The organism is Streptomyces sp. MBT53, from assembly GCF_016654115.1.
GTDB lineage: Bacteria > Actinomycetota > Actinomycetes > Streptomycetales > Streptomycetaceae > Streptomyces.
In genome coordinates this window covers 1-13,613 of sequence record NZ_JAEQAZ010000221.1, presented here as the reverse complement: position 1 = coordinate 13,613, position 13,613 = coordinate 1, and the positions used below count along the sequence as shown (strand labels likewise).

Below are 13,613 nucleotides of genomic sequence, written 5' to 3'. Positions count from 1 at the left end.
CAACTGCCCCACCACCGTGCCGATCCCGCCCGCCGCGCCCTGCACGAGCAGCGTCTCGCCGGGCTGGAGGCGGCCGACGGTGTGGACGAGGGCGTAGGCGGTCGGGAGGACGGTGGGGAGGGTGGCGGCCGTGCGCAGGTCCATGTTCTCGGGGAGGGGGAAGGCCGTCGCCGCGTCGGTCACGACGACCTCCGCGTACGCGCCGCCCGCCGTCAGGGCCGCCACCTCCTGGCCCACGGCGAGGTCTTCGACGCCGGCGCCGACCTCCCGGACGCGGCCCGAGACCTCAAGTCCCGGTACGAAGGGGAGACTTGGCACCCGGTATCCCTCGCCCCGCGCCTTGAGGTCGGCGAAGTTCACTCCGGTGTAGGTCACGTCGACGCTCACCTGGCCGGGGCCGGGGCGCGGGATCTCCGCCTCCACGACCTTCAGGACCTCGGGGCCGCCGTACTCCTGGAACTCGACTGCGCGCATGCCGGACACACTCCCCGCTCGACTGTTCAATGAAAAGCGAACACTCGCGAGTGTATGGTTTTCATCGAACACTCGGCAAGCGGGAGGCGGACATGGCGGCACAGCGGACCGGCGGCGGCACCAGTCACCGCCCCGCCCCCGAACACACCCACCCCGACGGCGTCCCCGTACAGACGGCTCTCGCCGCCCTCGCAGTTGGCCGGTTCGGCGGACTGGTCCCGCAGCTGCGGCAGCTTCGACGTGCCGGTGGGCAAGGCCGCCCTGAGCCACCACTTCGCCGTACTGCGGGGCGCGGGGATCGTGGAACAGCGGGACGAGGGGCCCAAGCGGGTCAACCGGCTGCGGAGGGAAGAGTTCGGTGCCCGGTTCCCGGGGCTGCTGGAACTCGTACTGCGTGCAGAATGAATCGGGTCATGTGCTGAACAAAGGCCCGTCGTACCTCCTCCAGGCAAGGAAGACCCTCATGACCTCCCCGAAGACGGTTCTGATCACCGGTACGTCCTCCGGCATCGGCCTGGCCACGGCCGTCGGCACCGCACGGGCCGGCTGGACGACCATCGCCACCATGCGCGACACCGGCAAGGCGGACGCCCTGCTCAAGGCCGCCGCCGAGGCGGGCGAGGCGTACTGCGCGCAACGAGGCGTACTGCGCGGCCAAGTTCGCCGTCGAGGGCTTCATGCAGTCGCTCGCGCCGGTCGCCGCGACCGTCGGCGTCGCCGTCACCGTGGTCGAACCGGGCGCGGTGGCGAGCGAGTTCGTCGCCAACCTCGGACTGGACGTCCCGGCCCTGCTCGCCGCCGCCGGTCCCTACGCCCCGGCGCTCCAGGCCTACATCGCCCGCACCCAGCAGTCGTTCGGCAACGCCCAGACGCCGGCCGAGGCGGCCGCCCCGATCGTCGACGCCCTGACCGCCGCCCACCCGCCCTTCCGCGTCCAGACCTCGCAGTGGGCCCGCGACTTCGTCGCCACCACCCTCGCCGACCCCGACGGCTCCGCCGTCCAGACCCTCACCGGCAGCTGGGTGCGCTGACCGCTCGGTGTCCCGGCGTCCTGCACCGCCGCGCCGGGCACCGCGGCAAAGGGGACTGAACGCCTCCGGCCGCCTCCGCGTCACAGTGTCGAGTGGGACGTGGAGGGGACTCCGGCGTGAAGAAGTACCTGAAGAAGTACCTGTGGACCTTCACGGTCGTCGCGATCGTCGCCGTGGCGGTCCTGGCCGCCCTGGCCGTGCGCGGGCTCATGAACCTGGGTGCCGACGACGGGACCGTGAGCGGCGCCCGGCCGAAGGCCGGCACCGGCAGCAGCCCCAGCACCGGCGTCGGCCGCGAGTGCGTCGGCACCCGCCCCGTCGACAGCCTCCCGCACGCCTACGACGACGACTCCCCCCTCGAACCCCTCGAACGCGTCGTCGCCCGCGTCGACAAGCTCGCCCATGCCGACCGCTACGCCGCCGTCTACACCGGCCTCTCCCTCGACGAGGACAGCAAGAGCGTGGACGTGTGGCGCGTGCCCTCCGCCGCCTTCGACACAGAGGTCTGCGGGTCCGTCGTGAAGGGTGTGACCGTCCGGCTGCACGGCACAGACGTCGACCGGCGCACGCTCGACGCGCTGGCCGACCGCCTCGGCGACGACATGCGTCGCTGGGACGGCACCTTCCAGATGCGTGAAGTCGGCGTGGACGAACGGGGGTTCGTGCTGGTCGGGGTCGACGACCCCGACACGGCACGATCGATCGTCGAGAAGGCCTACGGCGCGGAGAACGCCCGGTACATCAAGGTCGAGCACGTGGATCAGGCGTCGGCCTTGACCGGTTGAGTCTGAACCCGCCCCTTCGTTCCCAGCGCCGACCGCAGCACCACGTACAGCACCGCGCTCAGCACGAACCCCACGATCGGCGTGCTGTCGCCGAACGACGGCCAGTGCTTCGGGACGTAGCCGACGTAGTCCTCCTGGTTGGAGAAGAGCGGGACCGAGACCCCGATGCCGATCAACAGGGCTGCCAGGCCGGGCCAGTTGGTGAAGGTGGGGTCGGTCAGGCGAGGGGCCAGTTCCTCGGTGGGGGTACGGGACTGGAACCAGCGCTCCACCAGGACCACGCCCAGCCAGGGTGCCACCCAGTACGCGATCACCAGCAGGAACGCCTCGTACGCCGAACCCGCGTCGGACAGGGACGCCCACGCCGCCGCCGTACCGGCCACGCCCGAAACCACTACCAGGACACTGCGGTTGAGCCACGCGGGGAGCTTCAGGCCCAGCGCGGTGAGGGAGATCGCGCCGGAGTAGACGTTCAGCGCGTTCGCCGAGACCGCGCCGAGGATGATCGCGATCAGCACCAAGTCGCCCAGCCAGCCGGGGAGATGGCCGGTGAAGGCCGCCGTGGGCGTCGCGTCCTTGGGGGCCAGCAGCGTTGCCGAGGCCGCGCCCATCACCGCCACGAACGTCACCGACACGAACAGGCCGACCGCCGGGTAGAGGATCGTCTTGAACTTGTTCGCCGTGCGCGGGAGATAGCGCGAGTAGTCCGTCGCGTACGGGTTCCAGCCCGCCGCGTAGCCCCAGGCCGCGGAGAACGCGAGCAGGAAGCCGCCCACGCCGCCGCCCGTGCCGCCCCCGCCCAGGTGCGCGTCCTTGAAGGTCCACACGCCGGCCAGCAGGAAGATCACCGCGAGCGCCGGGAACGCGTACTTCTCGAAGGTGTGCACGAAGTTGTGGCCTATGAAGCCGATCAGGATCTCCGCCACGACCACCAGGAGCAGCGAGGGGAGGGGGCGTAGGCCCGTCAGGGTGTTTAGTGCGAAGGCCGCGCTCACACTGTTCACCGCGAACCAACCGACGCCCGCGACAAGGCCGTTGGCCGCCGACGGGAGGATGTTGCCGCGGAAGCCGAAGGAGAAACGGCCGATCACCATCTGCGGGACGCCGAAGCGCGGGCCGTCCAGGGAGAGGAAGCCCTGCGTGATCGCGCCGAGGCCGGTGCCCAGGACGATCGCCGCGGTCGCCTGCCAGAAGCTCAGGCCGAAGAAGAGGACCGAGATCACGCCGATGTAGACGGTCGCGAACTCGATGTTCGGGGAGGCCCAGGTCCAGAGCAACTGGAGCGGGCTGCCGTGCCGTTCGGCGTCGGGGATGGGCTCGGCACCCGCCGTCTCTACGGCGATGACCTTGTCACCGTATTCGGGGGCGAGGGTGCCGGCGGTGTCGGCGGGAGCAGTCGTCATGCGAGGTAAGTGTCCGGTTCCTGCCGGTCCGGGCCCAGAGGCGCAATGTCCGTACCGGGCCGCTCACCGGCGTACAACCTGCACGTATCACTCGGCCCTGGGGTCGTCCTTGAGGTCGTCCTTGTTCAGGGACTTCAGGAACTCGGGGTTGTCGTCCGGCGCGATCCACCGGCCCTCCGCGGCCGTCGCCCCGTCCGGGCTGCGCCGCGCCCGGCCCGCGATCAGCCACGCGACCGGACCGACCAGAACCTCGCCGAAGAGCAGGATCACGAACACCCACGCCAGCTTCGGCATGCCCCGCACGTCCTCCTCGGGCGTGTTCAGGCAGTCCACGAAGGCGTAGATCCACAGAGCCAGGACCAGCAGGAAGGGCAGATACCTGAGCATGGCGGCGAGATTCTCCTGAGTGGTGGGACGGCCCCGGTGACGGGGTCAGGTTAGCGGGTGGCCGATACTTGGACACATGGCTTACGACGATCTTCGCTCCCTGCTCAGGGCACTGGAGCGCGAGGGAGACCTCAAGCGCATCAAGGCCGAGGTGGACCCGTATCTGGAGGTCGGGGAGATCGTCGACCGGGTCCAGAAGGCCGGTGGGCCCGCGCTTCTCTTCGAGAACCTCCGCGGATCGAGCATGCCCCTCGCCATGAACGTCTTCGGGACCGACCGGCGGCTGCTCAAGGCGCTCGGGCTGAAGTCGTACGGCGACATCTCGGACAAGATCGGCGGGCTGCTGCGGCCCGAGCTGCCGCAGGGGTTCGTGGGGGTGCGGGACGCCTTCGGGAAGCTGGGGTCGATGACCCACGTACCGCCGAAGAAGGTCAAGGACGCGCCCGTGCAGGAGGTCGTGCTCACGGGCGACGACGTCGATCTCGACGCGCTGCCCGCGCTCTTCACCTGGCCGCAGGACGGCGGGTCCTTCTTCAATCTGGGGCTGACTCATACGAAGGACCCCGAGAGCGGGATCCGCAACCTCGGGCTCTACCGGCTCCAGCGGCACGACAAGCGCACCATCGGCATGCACTGGCAGATCCACAAGGACAGCCGGAACCACTACCAGGTCGCCGCCCGGCGCGGGGAGCGGCTGCCGGTCGCCATCGCCTTCGGGTGTCCGCCCGCCGTGACCTACGCCTCCACCGCGCCCCTCCCCGGTGACATCGACGAGTACCTCTTCGCCGGGTTCATCGCGGGCAAGCGGATCGAGATGGTCGACTGCAAGACCGTGCCGTTGCAGGTGCCGGCGCAGGCCGAGGTGGTCATCGAGGGGTGGCTGGAGCCCGGCGAGATGCTGCCGGAGGGGCCGTTCGGGGACCACACCGGGTTCTACACGCCCCAGGAGCCCTTCCCGGCCCTCACCATCGACTGCGTCACGATGCGGAAGCGGCCGTTGCTTCAGTCGATCGTCGTAGGCCGGCCTCCGACGGAGGACGGACCGCTGGGACGGGCGACAGAGCGGTTCTTCCTGCCGCTGCTGAAGATCATCGTGCCGGACATCGTGGACTACCACCTGCCCGAAGCGGGCGGATTCCACAACTGCGCGATCGTCTCCATCGACAAGAAGTACCCGAAGCACGCCCAGAAGGTGATGCACGCGGTCTGGGGTGCGCACATGATGTCCCTGACCAAGCTGATCGTGGTCGTCGACTCCGACTGCGACGTCCACGATCTGCACGAGGTCGCGTGGCGGGCCCTGGGCAACACGGACTACGCCCGGGACCTCTCGGTCGTGGAAGGACCCGTCGATCACCTCGACCACGCCTCCTACCAGCAGTTCTGGGGCGGCAAGGCGGGGATCGACGCGACGAGGAAGTGGCCCGAGGAGGGCTACACGCGGGACGGCGGCTGGCCCGAGATGGTGCTGTCCGACCCGGAGACGGCGGCGAAGGTCGACCGCCGGTGGAAGGAGTACGGCCTGTGAGCAGCGCGTCAGCCGCGATCCCGCAGCCGGGGCGCACCAAGGCGTTCCTACGCCTCGTCATGATCGAGCACTCCGTCTTCGCCCTGCCCTTCGCCTACATCGCGGCGCTGACCGCGATGTTCCAGTGGGACAAGAACATCCACTGGGGGCGGCTGCTGCTGGTCACCATCTGCATGGTGGGGCTGCGCACGTTCGCGATGGCGGTGAACCGGATCATCGACCGGGAGATCGACGCCCGTAACCCGCGCACGGCCCACCGCGAGCTGGTGACCGGCGCGATGACGGTCAAGCACGCGTGGACGGGCGCGCTCGTCGCGCTGGTCGTGTTCCTCGGCTCGGCGGCCCTGCTGAACCCCCTCTGTCTGGCGCTGGCCCCCATCGCGGTGATCCCGATGGTGATCTACCCCTACGGCAAACGGTTCACGAACTTCCCGCAGGCCATCCTCGGTCTCGCCCAGGCCATGGGCCCGGTCGGCGGCTGGCTGGCGATCACCGGCGAGTGGTCCTGGGACGCGGTGATCCTCGGACTCGCCGTCGGCATCTGGATCGGCGGCTTCGACCTGATCTACGCCTGCCAGGACATCGAGACCGACCGCGAGATCGGCGTCATGTCGGTCCCGGCCCGCTTCGGCATCCCGGCCTCCATCTGGGGCGCGCGCGTCTGCCACGCGATCACCACGGCCCTGCTGGCCTGGTACGGCGCGGCGACCGGCGCGGGTGCCTTCTTCTGGTTCGGCCTGCTGATCGTCGCGGGGGCGTTCCTGTACGAGCACTCGATCGTGCGGCCCCATGACCTGTCCCGCCTCAACCGGGCGTTCTTCAGCGTCAACGGGTTCATCGGGATCGCGTTGTTCGTGTGCGCGCTGCTGGATCTGCTGGTGCGCGGGCTCACGGTGTAGGCGCGGTACGTGGGGGCGGGGCGGCCTACGCCGTCAGCGCGTCGCGCTCCCCGGTGACGGCCCGCCGCCGGAACGCGAACGCCGCCGTCACCCCCGCCGCCAGTCCGATCAGGTGTGCCTGCCAGCTGACGCCCGACTGTGTGGGCGCGAGCCCGAGCAGCATCGACGTGCCCCAGACCACGCCGATCAGCAGGCCGACGGCTATGCCCAGCGGGCGGCGCTCGACGAAGCCGGTGACCAGGAGGAAGCCGAAGAGGCCGAAGATCAGGCCGGAGGCACCCGCCGTGTTGGTGTGGGCCGGGGATATGAGCCAGACGCCGAGACCGTCCGCCACGATGATCAGCGCGCAGACCATGGCGAAGCGACGGAGGCCGCCCAGCGCTGCCAGGAAGCCGAACACCAGCAGCGGCACACTGTTCGCCGCCACATGGGCGAAGCCGAAGTGGATGAACGCGGCCGGCACGATGTCGATCAGCTGGGACGGCTCACGCGGCACGATCCCGAGGCTGTCGAGCGCGTGGCCGGACACCACGTCCACCACTTCGAGCAGCCACAACAGCGCGACCCAGCCCACCATCAGCTTGGCCGCGGCCTTCGCGCGGTCGCCCCGCGACCACTGCAACTCCGTACCGGACATGGCACCCCCCACGGTCCACTCGCGGTCCACTCGTCCCCACAGAAGAACGCCCCGGCCCCCTTGGCCGGTTCCCGTTCCGCGACGCCAGCTAGGCTCGGTCTCGTGAACCCAGTCAAGCCAGGAGAGACGCCGCGTACGCCTTGGATCGTAGGGGTGTCCGGCGCTTCCGGCACCCCATACGCGGCTGCGGTGCTCCGCGGGCTCCTCGACGCGGGCGAGAGTGTCGACCTCGTCGTGTCCCGGGCGTCCCGGCTCACCCTCCTCGACGAGACGGGGATCTCCTTCAGGGACGCGCACTGGCAGGACGACCTGCGGGAATGGCTGGCCCGTGGCGCCGACGGCAAGCCCGGCACCTTCGCGCCCGACATCGCCGCCGTACGGCACTGGAGCGCGGGCGACCTCGCGGCGGGGCCGTCCTCGGGGTCGTACCCGGCGAAGGGGATGCTGATCGTGCCCGCGTCGACCGCCTGTGTCGCCGGGGTCGCTCTCGGGCTGAGCAAGGATCTGCTGCAGCGCGCGGCGAGCGTGACCCTCAAGGAGCGGCGCAGGCTGGTGGTGTCCGTACGCGAGACGCCGTTGAACGGGCAGACGCTGCGGCACCTCGTGACCCTGGACGACCTGGGCGCGGCCGTGGTGCCTGCCTCGCCCGGTTTCTACGCCGGCGCCACCCACATCCAGGACCTGGTGGACTTCGTCGCCGGGCGGGTCCTGGACGCGGCGGGCGTCGAGCACGATCTGTACCGCCGGTGGCAGGGCGACCTCGGGGGTTCCCGCACCACCGGCAACTGACGTACGGCACCGACGAACTCATCCTCATCACCGGAAGGCAATCGATCGCATGGACGCGGTGGACAGGCAGCTCATCCAGGCCCTGAGAGAGAACGGCCGGGCCTCCTACGCGGAGCTGGGGCGCCTCGTCGGCCTGTCGGGACCCAGCGTCACCGACCGCATCAACCGGCTGGAGGCGGCCGGTGTCATCACCGGCTACCGCGCGACCGTCGACTCGGCCTCGCTCGGCCTCGGCGTGATCGCCCTGATCGGCATCTCCCTCTCGGACGCCGCCGACCACGAGGACGTGGCGGCCCGGCTGAAGGACCTCAGCGAGATCGAGGACTGCTGGTTCATCGCGGGCGAGGACTCGTTCATGCTCAAGGTGCGGGCACCGGACGTGGACGGTCTGGAGAAGACCATCCGGCGGCTGTCCGGGACCAAGGGCGTGTCCCGTACGCGGACGACCATCGTGCTCTCCACGAAGTGGGAGAACCGGGTCGGAGAGCTGCCGGAAGAGTCGTAGTGGCGTAGGCGTACCGTTTAAGAAGTTGTCTCAGGAAGAGGTATGGGCATGGATGTCGGGCTCAAGCGCGAGCTGGAGCAGAAGGTCCGCTCCGGTGAGCGGCTGTCCCGTGAGGACGGCGTCGCGCTGTACGAGTCGGACGACCTGGCCTGGCTGGGCGGGCTGGCGCACGAGGTGCGGACGCGGAAGAACGGCGATGTCGTCCACTTCAACGTCAACCGCCACCTCAACATGACCAACGTGTGCACCGCGTCCTGCGCCTACTGCTCGTTCCAGCGCAAGCCGGGCGAGAAGGACGCGTACACGATGCGCATCGAGGAGGCCGTGCGTCTCGCCAAGGCGATGGAGGGCGAGAACCTCACCGAGCTGCACATCGTCAACGGGCTCCATCCCAACCTCCCCTGGCGGTACTACCCCCGGTCCCTGAGCGAACTGAAGAAGGCCCTCCCGAACGTCTCGCTGAAGGCCTTCACGGCCACGGAGATCCACCACTTCGAGACGATCTCGGGGCTGTCCGCCTCCGAGATCCTCGACGAGCTGATCGACGCGGGTCTGGAGTCGTTGACCGGCGGCGGCGCGGAGATCTTCGACTGGGAGGTCCGCCAGCACATCGTGGACCACCGCACGCACTGGGAGGACTGGTCGCGCATCCACCGGCTGGCGCACGAGAAGGGTCTGAAGACCCCGTGCACCATGCTCTACGGCCACATCGAGGAGCCGCGCCACCGCGTGGACCACGTGCTGCGGCTGCGTGAACTCCAGGACGAGACCGGCGGTTTCCAGGTCTTCATCCCGCTGCGCTACCAGCACGACTTCGTGGACATGAAGGACGGGAAGGTCCGCAACCGGCTGCAGGCGCGCACGCAGATGGCGACCGGCGCGGAGGCGCTCAAGACCTTCGCTGTCTCCCGTCTCCTCTTCGACAACGTCCCGCACGTCAAGGTCTTCTGGGTCATGCACGGCGTCCAGACCGCCCAGCTCGCCCTCCAGCACGGCGCGGACGACATGGACGGCTCGGTCGTCGAGTACAAGATCACGCACGACGCCGACAACTACGGCACCCCGAACAAGCTCACCCGCGACGACCTCCTCGACCTGATCCGCGACGCCGGTTTCCAGCCGGTCGAGCGGAACACGCGGTACGAGATCATCCGCGAGTACGACGGCCCGGACCCGGCGCGGCGCGAGTCCCCGCAGCCGATGCGAGTGTGAGAACGGCACGATGGCGCTCTCTTTCGAACTGGACCCCGCGATAACCCCTGCCCTCCGCGAGGAGATCCTCACCCTCTGGGCGGACGTCTCCAACGCGGGGGGCTCGGTGGGCTTCGTGGCACCGGTCACGGTGGACGAGATTCGGCCCGAGCTGATCAAGCACTTCGTCTCCATGGCGGAGGGCCGCACCCGGCTGCTGGTCGGCCGGGACGAGACGGGCACGGTCGCCGCGACCGTGTTCCTCGCGTTCAACACGCACCGGCTGATGCTGCACTGGCTGTGGCTCTACACGGTGATGGTCCACCCCCGCCACCAGGGCAAGGGGTACGGGCGGGATCTGCTGGCCGCCGCCGAGCGGGCGGCCCGCGGCCTCGACGGCATCGAGGCGATCCGGCTCACCTGCCGGGGCGGGCACGGGCTTGAACGGTTCTACGGCTCCTGCGGCTACAAGGAGGTCGGGCGGGTGCCCGGCGCGATCCGCGTCGCCCCGGGGGACGACCGGGACGACATCTTCATGCTGCTGCCGCTGCTGTGACCCCCCTGCAAGATCCGTGCGGCACCGTGCTTCACTGATTGATGGCCTTGTCCCGAATCGGAAGAGTGGATTGAGATGTTCCGCTACACACTGTGGCGCCTCGGGGTCTTCGCGGGCTGCCTCGGAGTCGTCTGGGGCCTCGTCTACCTCGGCGTCTTCCCGCGCGGCTTCGGCGAGTCTAACGGCATGTGGATCGTCCTGCTGGCGCTGGTGATCTCGGCGCCGATCAGCTTCGTGGTGCTGCGCGGGGTGCGCGACCGGGCCTCGGTGCAGATCGTCGAGCGGGTCGACCGGATGAAGGCGAACCTGGACGCCAACCGCAGCCAGGAGGACGAGACCGTGGACGCCGCCCAGCCGACGTCCCACCCGCAGGGCCAGACTTCCTAGCACCGGGGTCCAACTACCCTTGCCCTCATGGGTGCCGTGAAGACCAAACGGATGCCGCGTGCGGTCCGTGAGCAGCAGATGCTCGATGCCGCCGTGCGGACCTTCGGACAGCGCGGCTACATGGCCGCGTCGATGGACGAGATAGCCGAACTCGCGGGCGTGTCAAAGCCGTTGGTGTATCTCTACCTGAACTCGAAGGAAGACCTGTTCACCGCGTGCATCCGGCGCGAGGGGCAGGCGCTCACCGAGGCGGTGCGGGCCGGGGTCGACACCCGCCTGCCCGCCGACCGCCAACTCTGGGACGGGCTGCGGGCGTTCTTCACCCACACCGCCCAGCACCCGGACGGCTGGTCCGTCCTGCATCTCCAGGCCCGTACCCACGGGGAGCCGTTCGCGGCCGAGGTGGCCGCGCTGCGCGCCGAACTCGTCGCGTTCGTCACCGAGTTGATCGCGGTCACCGCCCGTGAGGCGCATCGCGACCGCGACCCCGACCTCGCCGAGCGCGAGGTGGCCGGTCTCGCGGAGGCGCTGGTCGGTGCCGCCGAGTCGCTCGCCGCCTGGTCCAACGCGACCCCGGGCGTCAGCGCGAAGCAGACGGCGGCGACCCTGATGAACTTCGCGTGGGCCGGCCTCGGCAACCTGATGGAGGGGCGGCCCTGGTCACCGCCGGCCGGCACCGAGGACCGGTCCTAGGAACGACGGCCGGAGGGCGCCGCAGGCCTCACACCGCTCCCCACTTCCGCAGCGTCGGCGCCACCCGCTGATACCCCACCCGGTACACGGCCTTGGCGCCGCGCCTGGCCGCTCCTCGTACGGCCCTCTTCACCCGGCCCGAACCGCCCGTGCCCAGCGGGGTGTTGAGCGGGCGGCCCTTCTCGTCGAAGCCGTTGCGGGCCAGCAGGCCGCTCAGGTAGATGCCGGCGCGCTCCGGTGTGTAGTACGGGCGCAGTGTCGGCAGTGGTCCGGCGGCGCGCAGCGCGGCCACGCGGGCGCGGGCGGCGGCGTAGGGGTCGTTCTTGCCGATGCCCTGGGCGTCGGCCCAGGCGGGGTCGGGCGACGGGAGGGCGCCGGCGTCGAGTTCGTCCCAGGAGGCGAGGCAGCCGGAGTGGATGAAGTAGTGGTTGCCGTGCGCCTCGCGGACGCCGAAGTCGGTGAGGATCGCGGTGGGGATGCCCCGCTGTATCGACTCCAGTGCGGCGGTGGAGCTGACGGTCACCAGGAGGTCGGTGCGGTCGAGGACCTCGCCCATGTTGCCGTAGACCAACTGGAGGTTGGCGGGGGCGGGTTCGGCGAGGTTCTGGATGAGGAGCTGGTAGGGGTCGGCCTCGACGTGGGTGGTGTGTTCGCCGGGGAGGCTGCGCAGCTTCATCAGGACCTGGCGGTCGGGGTGGCGCCGGGCGTGCGCGGCGGCCCGCTCCAGGAGCCGCAGCCGGTCCTGCTTGCTCTTGGGGACCGAGGGCTGGACGGCGAAGGTGAGGGTGAACGGCCGCTCGGTGGACGGGCGGTAGGGCTCGCCGCCGAGGAAGGGCAGCGCGCACTCCACCACCGAGTCCGGGTCGACCCCGACGCTCGCGAACGCGGCGCCGAACCGGCGTGCGTCGTAGGCGGAGTTGGCGAGGACGATGTCGCTGCCGCCGCGGGTGAGGAGTCCGTCGATCATCTTCTCGTAGACGACGCCGACGTATCCGGTGACGGTGATCGGCCGGTGTTCGCGGCCCGCCCAGGCGAGGCCGAGGCTGTGGGTGAGGGCGAGGACCGTGCCGCCGGAGACGGCCAGGACGACGATGTCCGCGTCGGCCAGTTCCGTGTCGTCGACCAGTTCGGCGGCGGGGAGTTCGCGCGCGGTGTCGGGCTCGATGCCGATCTCGGCGAGCTGCCGTTCGGTCGGTGTCGACCGGCCGCGCAGGAAGTACGCGTCGAGGGCGTGCCCGGGAGCGATCTGCTGGGCCACGGACGCGCCCCACTTCCAGCGGGTGTCCGAGTCGGCGAGTACGGCGATGCGTCTGGGGGGCATGGCTCAGGGGCCCTTCCTGGCGGGTCCGGCGAAGTGAGCCGAGGGTAAGAAGGAACCCTGAGGAACGTATGAGCGATGTCTTGAAAGAGCCTTGGGTGAGCTGGGGTTTCCCTGTGCGGAATGCTCAACGGCCCTTTGTTCGCCTGGGGTTTCGCGATCGCCCGAAAGGGGGCGGACATGTTTTGTTCGCCCACTGTTCATGGGTGTTCAGGCAACGAGCGGGCAGACGAACCCCTCCACGTGTGTCCGCCCGGCCGTGTCCCGCAGGGCGAAGCGGTCGTCGAGGGCCGCGTACTCCACGGTTCCCGGCAGCAGCACCGGCGCCCTGAACTCGGCCCGCACCAGGGCGCGTTCGGGGGTCCCGTGGGCGGCGAGGCAGCGGGCCGCCGTCCACATGCCGTGCGCGATGGCGCGGGGGAAGCCGAACAGGCGGGCGGTGAGCGGGTGGAGGTGGATGGGGTTGCGGTCGCCGGACGCGGCGCCGTAGCGGCGGCCCACGTCCTCGCCGAGCCGCCACTCGGCGACGGTGGGCAGCGGCGCCGGTTCCTCGGTCGCCCTGGGGGCCTGGGCCTGGGCCTCGGTGCGGTGCCGGGCGAGATACGTGCTCCGTGACTCCCAGACGAGTGCGTCGCCGGTCCGCATCTCCGTCGTGACCGTGGCCTCGGTGCCGCGCCGGTGCGGGGCCAACTCGTCGACGTAGACCGTGAGTTCGTACTCGCCGGCGGCGGGGATCGCCGTGTGCCGGGTGATCTCCACCGAGGTGTGGACCAGGCCGAGCAATGGGAGCGGGAAGGCGCGGCAGCTCATCAGGCGCATGGCCAGCGGGAAGCCGAGGACGTGCGGATAGGTGACGGGGAGGGCGTCGTCGCCGGTGGGGAAGCCGCAGACGCGTTCGTAGGCGGCCAGCTTGGCCAGGTCCACGCGGACGCCGGGCAGGACCAGCCGGGTGCGGGGGAACTCGGCGTCGGCGTGGGGCCGTTTGAAGGGGGAGAGGAGGGCGCCGCGGAGGAGGAGCGGGGTGAGGGCG

General features: G+C 70.1%; 15 protein-coding genes and 2 pseudogenes. 11 read left to right on the top strand and 6 right to left on the bottom strand.

Features of this window, described 5'->3' with window-relative positions:
* The coding region (locus JHN45_RS44350) for an alcohol dehydrogenase catalytic domain-containing protein (protein WP_201055037.1) at window positions 1-474 on the bottom strand (474 nt) is incomplete at its 3' end.
* A gap of 92 nt (window positions 475-566) precedes the next feature.
* On the opposite strand from JHN45_RS44350, the pseudogene JHN45_RS44345 reads away from it, so the two are divergent.
* The 3 genes and pseudogenes from JHN45_RS44345 (at window position 567) to JHN45_RS44335 (ending at window position 2,290) form a co-directional block, all read left to right on the top strand.
* Window positions 567-879 (top strand): annotated as a pseudogene (locus JHN45_RS44345) (ArsR/SmtB family transcription factor).
* A gap of 58 nt (window positions 880-937) precedes the next feature.
* Window positions 938-1,505, top strand: a pseudogene (locus JHN45_RS44340) (SDR family NAD(P)-dependent oxidoreductase).
* A 116-nt stretch (window positions 1,506-1,621) separates the two neighbouring features.
* Complete coding sequence (locus JHN45_RS44335) at window positions 1,622-2,290, top strand: hypothetical protein (protein ID WP_201055030.1); 669 nt, start codon at window positions 1,622-1,624, stop codon at window positions 2,288-2,290.
* Here JHN45_RS44335 and JHN45_RS44330 read toward each other — a convergent pair.
* Both JHN45_RS44330 and JHN45_RS44325 read right to left on the bottom strand, forming a co-directional pair.
* Complete coding sequence (locus JHN45_RS44330) at window positions 2,266-3,693, bottom strand: cytosine permease (RefSeq protein WP_201055028.1); 1,428 nt, start codon at window positions 3,691-3,693, stop codon at window positions 2,266-2,268. The two genes, JHN45_RS44335 and JHN45_RS44330, sit on opposite strands and share 25 nt — an antisense overlap.
* 87 nt (window positions 3,694-3,780) lie before the next feature.
* The gene (locus JHN45_RS44325; RefSeq protein ID WP_201055018.1) at window positions 3,781-4,080 is read right to left on the bottom strand and encodes a PLD nuclease N-terminal domain-containing protein; all 300 of its coding nucleotides are present in this window, start codon (window positions 4,078-4,080) and stop codon (window positions 3,781-3,783) included.
* Window positions 4,081-4,156: 76 nt separating this feature from the next.
* Between JHN45_RS44325 and JHN45_RS44320 the strand changes: the two genes are divergently transcribed.
* The gene (locus JHN45_RS44320) at window positions 4,157-5,608 is read left to right on the top strand and encodes a menaquinone biosynthesis decarboxylase (protein ID WP_201055016.1); all 1,452 of its coding nucleotides are present in this window, start codon (window positions 4,157-4,159) and stop codon (window positions 5,606-5,608) included.
* Complete coding sequence (mqnP, locus tag JHN45_RS44315) at window positions 5,605-6,507, top strand: menaquinone biosynthesis prenyltransferase MqnP (RefSeq protein WP_200715489.1); 903 nt, start codon at window positions 5,605-5,607, stop codon at window positions 6,505-6,507. Before JHN45_RS44320 ends, mqnP begins: the two co-directional genes overlap by 4 nt.
* Before the next feature lie 25 nt (window positions 6,508-6,532).
* Here mqnP and JHN45_RS44310 read toward each other — a convergent pair whose 3' ends face one another.
* Window positions 6,533-7,144 (bottom strand): rhomboid family intramembrane serine protease, encoded by a 612-nt coding sequence (locus JHN45_RS44310; protein ID WP_200715488.1) that lies wholly within the window; start codon window positions 7,142-7,144, stop codon window positions 6,533-6,535.
* A 102-nt stretch (window positions 7,145-7,246) separates the two neighbouring features.
* On the opposite strand from JHN45_RS44310, the gene JHN45_RS44305 reads away from it, so the two are divergent.
* The 6 genes from JHN45_RS44305 (at window position 7,247) to JHN45_RS44280 (ending at window position 11,265) form a co-directional block, all read left to right on the top strand.
* A complete protein-coding gene (locus JHN45_RS44305) occupies window positions 7,247-7,933 on the top strand; it encodes a UbiX family flavin prenyltransferase (RefSeq protein WP_200715487.1) in 687 nt (228 codons plus the stop codon).
* A gap of 49 nt (window positions 7,934-7,982) precedes the next feature.
* Window positions 7,983-8,438, top strand: coding sequence for an Lrp/AsnC family transcriptional regulator (locus tag JHN45_RS44300; protein WP_019074324.1), 456 nt, complete (start codon window positions 7,983-7,985; stop codon window positions 8,436-8,438).
* Window positions 8,439-8,486: 48 nt separating this feature from the next.
* Window positions 8,487-9,650 (top strand): aminofutalosine synthase MqnE, encoded by a 1,164-nt coding sequence (gene mqnE / locus JHN45_RS44295; RefSeq protein WP_019074323.1) that lies wholly within the window; start codon window positions 8,487-8,489, stop codon window positions 9,648-9,650.
* 10 nt (window positions 9,651-9,660) lie between these two features.
* Window positions 9,661-10,185, top strand: coding sequence for a GNAT family N-acetyltransferase (locus JHN45_RS44290; RefSeq protein ID WP_201055013.1), 525 nt, complete (start codon window positions 9,661-9,663; stop codon window positions 10,183-10,185).
* Between the two features lie 75 nt (window positions 10,186-10,260).
* The gene (locus JHN45_RS44285; RefSeq protein WP_201055011.1) at window positions 10,261-10,572 is read left to right on the top strand and encodes a DUF4229 domain-containing protein; all 312 of its coding nucleotides are present in this window, start codon (window positions 10,261-10,263) and stop codon (window positions 10,570-10,572) included.
* Window positions 10,573-10,599: 27 nt separating this feature from the next.
* Entirely contained in the window at window positions 10,600-11,265 is a 666-nt protein-coding gene (locus JHN45_RS44280; RefSeq protein ID WP_200715483.1) for a TetR/AcrR family transcriptional regulator, read from the top strand.
* Window positions 11,266-11,293: 28 nt separating this feature from the next.
* Here the strand turns inward: JHN45_RS44280 and JHN45_RS44275 are convergent, their stop codons facing one another.
* Entirely contained in the window at window positions 11,294-12,586 is a 1,293-nt protein-coding gene (locus JHN45_RS44275) for a DUF6716 putative glycosyltransferase (RefSeq protein WP_201055009.1), read from the bottom strand.
* A 207-nt stretch (window positions 12,587-12,793) separates the two neighbouring features.
* On the bottom strand, window positions 12,794-13,613 hold an 820-nt coding region (locus JHN45_RS44270; protein ID WP_201055007.1), incomplete at its 5' end, for a MaoC/PaaZ C-terminal domain-containing protein.

Coding starts and splice junctions, on each gene's coding strand:
- JHN45_RS44330 (WP_201055028.1), bottom strand. CDS start 3,693: ATGACGACTGCTCCCGCCGACACCGCCGGCACCCTCGCCCCCGAATAC.
- mqnE (WP_019074323.1), top strand. CDS start 8,487: ATGGATGTCGGGCTCAAGCGCGAGCTGGAGCAGAAGGTCCGCTCCGGT.
- JHN45_RS44325 (WP_201055018.1), bottom strand. CDS start 4,080: ATGCTCAGGTATCTGCCCTTCCTGCTGGTCCTGGCTCTGTGGATCTAC.
- JHN45_RS44300 (WP_019074324.1), top strand. CDS start 7,983: ATGGACGCGGTGGACAGGCAGCTCATCCAGGCCCTGAGAGAGAACGGC.
- JHN45_RS44285 (WP_201055011.1), top strand. CDS start 10,261: ATGTTCCGCTACACACTGTGGCGCCTCGGGGTCTTCGCGGGCTGCCTC.
- JHN45_RS44280 (WP_200715483.1), top strand. CDS start 10,600: ATGGGTGCCGTGAAGACCAAACGGATGCCGCGTGCGGTCCGTGAGCAG.
- JHN45_RS44275 (WP_201055009.1), bottom strand. CDS start 12,586: ATGCCCCCCAGACGCATCGCCGTACTCGCCGACTCGGACACCCGCTGG.
- JHN45_RS44310 (WP_200715488.1), bottom strand. CDS start 7,144: ATGTCCGGTACGGAGTTGCAGTGGTCGCGGGGCGACCGCGCGAAGGCC.
- JHN45_RS44290 (WP_201055013.1), top strand. CDS start 9,661: ATGGCGCTCTCTTTCGAACTGGACCCCGCGATAACCCCTGCCCTCCGC.
- JHN45_RS44320 (WP_201055016.1), top strand. CDS start 4,157: ATGGCTTACGACGATCTTCGCTCCCTGCTCAGGGCACTGGAGCGCGAG.